Source organism: Mesorhizobium sp. M7A.F.Ca.US.014.04.1.1 (genome assembly GCF_003998745.1).
Classification (GTDB): Bacteria; Pseudomonadota; Alphaproteobacteria; order Rhizobiales; family Rhizobiaceae; genus Mesorhizobium; species Mesorhizobium ciceri.
In genome coordinates this window covers 1-3,317 of record NZ_RZRW01000609.1, presented here as the reverse complement: position 1 = coordinate 3,317, position 3,317 = coordinate 1, and the positions used below count along the sequence as shown (strand labels likewise).

At 63.9% G+C, this 3,317-nt stretch carries 5 protein-coding genes; 1 reads left to right on the top strand and 4 read right to left on the bottom strand.

Annotated elements, in window-relative coordinates; all coding sequences use genetic code 11:
- Positions 1 to 1,273: gamma-aminobutyraldehyde dehydrogenase (locus EOA22_RS28535; RefSeq protein WP_164755917.1), on the top strand; the 1,273-nt coding region annotated here is incomplete at its 5' end.
- Positions 1,274 to 1,447: 174 nt separating this feature from the next.
- On the opposite strand, the gene EOA22_RS28530 is transcribed toward EOA22_RS28535, so the two are convergent.
- The 4 genes from EOA22_RS28530 to EOA22_RS28515 all read right to left on the bottom strand — a co-directional run.
- On the bottom strand, positions 1,448 to 1,762 hold the full coding sequence (locus EOA22_RS28530; protein ID WP_013528019.1) for a hypothetical protein: 315 nt from the start codon (positions 1,760 to 1,762) through the stop codon (positions 1,448 to 1,450).
- Between the two features lie 53 nt (positions 1,763 to 1,815).
- Positions 1,816 to 2,178 (bottom strand): nuclear transport factor 2 family protein, encoded by a 363-nt coding sequence (locus EOA22_RS28525; RefSeq protein WP_024503372.1) that lies wholly within the window; start codon positions 2,176 to 2,178, stop codon positions 1,816 to 1,818.
- An 81-nt stretch (positions 2,179 to 2,259) separates the two neighbouring features.
- Positions 2,260 to 2,739, bottom strand: coding sequence for a carboxymuconolactone decarboxylase family protein (locus tag EOA22_RS28520; protein WP_013528017.1), 480 nt, complete (start codon positions 2,737 to 2,739; stop codon positions 2,260 to 2,262).
- Between the two features lie 110 nt (positions 2,740 to 2,849).
- Positions 2,850 to 3,317: helix-turn-helix transcriptional regulator (locus EOA22_RS28515; protein WP_164755914.1), on the bottom strand; the 468-nt coding region annotated here is incomplete at its 5' end.

Below are 3,317 nucleotides of genomic sequence, written 5' to 3'. Positions count from 1 at the left end.
CGTCTTGTGGTCGCGCACCACGCCGGCGCAGCGCTCCGGCTATTTGCTGAAGATCGCCGACCGCATCGAAGCCGACGCGAAGGAGTTCGCCACGCTCGAGGCGCTCAACTGCGGCAAGCCGATCAACGCCGTGCTCAATGACGAAATCCCGGCGATCGTCGATTGCTACCGCTTCTTCGCCGGCGCCGTCCGTTCGATGCCGGGCGTCGTCGCTGGCGAATACATTCCCGGCCACACCTCGATGGTCCGTCGCGATGCCATTGGCATCGTCGCTTCCATCGCGCCGTGGAACTATCCGCTGATGATGATGGCCTGGAAGCTGGCGCCGGCGATCGCCGGCGGCAACACCGTCGTCTTCAAACCGTCCGAGCAGACACCGCTGACGGCGCTGAAGCTGGCAAAAATCCTTGCGGACATCCTGCCCGAAGGCGTCGTCAATGTCGTGCTCGGCCGCGGCGACAGCGTCGGCAACACGCTGATCAATCATCCCAAGGTCAACATGATCTCGATCACCGGCGATGTCGCCACCGGCAAGAAGGTGCTGCAGGCGGCCGCCAAGTCGGTCAAGCGCACGCATCTCGAGCTCGGCGGCAAGGCGCCGGTCATCGTCTTCGACGACGCCGACCTCGGCGCCGTGGTCAACGGCCTGCGTGCCTTCGGCTATTACAATGCCGGCCAGGACTGCACCGCCGCCTGCCGCATCTACGCCGGCAAGAAGATCTACGACAAGCTCGTCGCCGATCTCTCCTCGGCCGTCTCGACCATCAAGTACGACCGCCCCGACGATACCGAAAACGAAATCGGCCCGCTGATCTCGCGCCGCCAGCGCGACCGCGTCTCGAGCTTCGTCGAGCGCGCCTCGGAACTGAAACACATCGAGATCACCACCGGCGGCAAGCCGGGCGAGGGCTCCGGCTTCTATTACCAGCCGACCGTCGTCGCCGGCGCGCTGCAGGAAGATGAGATCGTGCGCCGCGAAGTGTTCGGCCCGGTCGTCTCGGTTACTCGTTTTTCGGAAGTCGACGAGGCGGTGAACTGGGCCAATGACAGCGACTACGGCCTGGCGTCATCCGTATGGACCAAGGATGTCTCGCGCGCCATGGCGACGGCCGCCCGCCTGCAATATGGCTGCACCTGGATCAACACCCACTTCATGCTGACCAACGAGATGCCGCATGGCGGGTTGAAGCAGTCCGGCTACGGCAAGGACATGTCGCTCTACGCACTGGAGGATTACACCGCCGTGCGGCATGTGATGGTTGCGCATGGCTAGTTTTGCCTTGTCCCCTTGTGGGAGAAGGTGGATCGGCGCGTAGCGCCGAGACGGATGAGGGGTGTTCCAGCTTGACGCCAGCTTACCCCTCACCCGGGTTGCCAACCGATTTGTGAAGGACAAATCGGGGCAATCCGACCTCTCCCACAAGAGGAGAGGTAAGACCGCAGACCACTACTCCACGATGCGATAGATATTCCACAGGCTGGTGCCAGACACGACATAGGGCTCGATCTCCTTGCCCCATTTCGCGTGCGCGTCGATCTTGCCGATCTTGGCGAAGAACGCCTCCAACTGGGCCAGGCTTTCGACCTGGTGATGGGACTCGACCGTCGCCTCCCGCGCGCCGATCGAACCGGTCATGATCTGGAATTCCAGCTCGTCGAGGCCGACCTGTGACCCGATCTCGCGTTCCCATTTCTTCAACAGGTCGAGCACGGTCTGCTTGTGTCCGAACTTGGCGTCGATCTGCCATCTGGCGCTGAACATCGTCTTCTCCTCCAGGTTGCGGCCCAGGCCGCGGTTGATCCACGGTTGTTGATCTACTCGTCCCAGGCCTGCACGACGGTCTGTCTTGCGATCCGACCGTTCTTCAGCTCCAGCATCGCTGCGCAGAACACCTTGGTGCCGTCCGGATAGGCGCAGGCCTGGGTGAAGGCGAGGCTGTCGCCGTCGGCGATGGTGGTGTCGACCTTGTGGGTCATCGCCCGGCTGCAGATGTCGTCCCAGAATGTGGTGATCGCCGCGCGCCCGCGGATTTCACGCGGCTTGCTCGGCGGGTTGTTGCGGTCGATCACCCGCACCAGCGCGTCTTCGGCATAGAAGCTCGACAGCATCTTGCCGTCACGGGTTTCGATCGCCTTCTTGATCGCGGCGCCGTCCACTGTTTGGGTCTTGGTCAGCATTTCATCCTCCATTGGCCCGTCTTCCGACCGGGCGGTTGATGGTCGATGTGCCGTCCGGCGCTCATCGCCGGGCAGTGGTTCTTACTGCGACTTCGCCTTGACGGCCGCGAATACGTCGTCGGTCTGCTTCTTGAAGGTCGTCAGATCGACCTGGCTGCCGTTGAGCATCGTCGACCAATGGCGCACGATGGCGGACATCGCCACCGCCTCCTTGATCTCCTCGTCGCTGGCGCCGTTGAGCTTGGCCGCCTCGGTGTGGAAATAGATGCAGTACTGGCATGGGATCTGCGCCGCGACGGCGAGGCCCAAAAGTTCCTTGGTCTTGCCGTCAAGCGCCGTCTTCGGGTTGAGCTGCACGCCCTTAATCTCGGCCCAGGCGCCGGCGACGGCCACATCCGGCAGGGTCTTGAACATGTCCGGCACCGAGCCGAGCGTTGCCTCGATGTCCTTGTAGGCGGCCGCCGCGGACGCGTCCTCGGCCTTTGCGGGAGAGATGGCGAACAACGCGCCAACGCTTGCAGCGATCACAAGCAATTTGAGTGTCCGGTTCGACTTCAGCATTTCCTCCTCCGTTCGCAGCGCCTTTTCCAGCGACATCCGCCTAGCCTGCGTGGAGAGAATTGATAGCGCTTGCCCGCCCATGGCCGCTTCGCCCGAAAGCGCCATGGCTCTCATGGCCCGTGCGGGCCAGGGTGCCTGGCCGAAAACGCCGCCGCCGCCGCCCGCGACGGCAGATCCAGCTTGAGCAGTATGTTGGCGACATGGCGCTTGACCGTGTGTTCGCTCAGCCGCAATTCGGCGGCGATCGCGGCATTGCTCTTGCCGTCGGCGACGAGGCTCACCACCTCGCTTTCGCGCGCCGTCAATGCGGCCGGCTCGGCGGTCTTGGGTTTGGGCCGGCAGGCGGGTTCCAGATGCTGTTCGGACGTCGCATGGACCAGCGCCAGCGGCTGCTCCAGCTCGTCGACACTGATGCGCCCGGCGTCGGTGAAATGCAGGCCCGACCCAGCCGCCAGATCGGCGATCAGACGCGACGCGATAATGTCGCCGCGGCCGGCATGGGCGGCCAGTTGCATTGCCACCCGCGCCGTCGTCCCAACGGGTGGACCGCGCACTTCGATCTCCCCGACCTGCGCCCC

Coding starts and splice junctions, on each gene's coding strand:
- EOA22_RS28530 (WP_013528019.1), bottom strand. CDS start 1,762: ATGTTCAGCGCCAGATGGCAGATCGACGCCAAGTTCGGACACAAGCAG.
- EOA22_RS28525 (WP_024503372.1), bottom strand. CDS start 2,178: ATGCTGACCAAGACCCAAACAGTGGACGGCGCCGCGATCAAGAAGGCG.
- EOA22_RS28520 (WP_013528017.1), bottom strand. CDS start 2,739: ATGCTGAAGTCGAACCGGACACTCAAATTGCTTGTGATCGCTGCAAGC.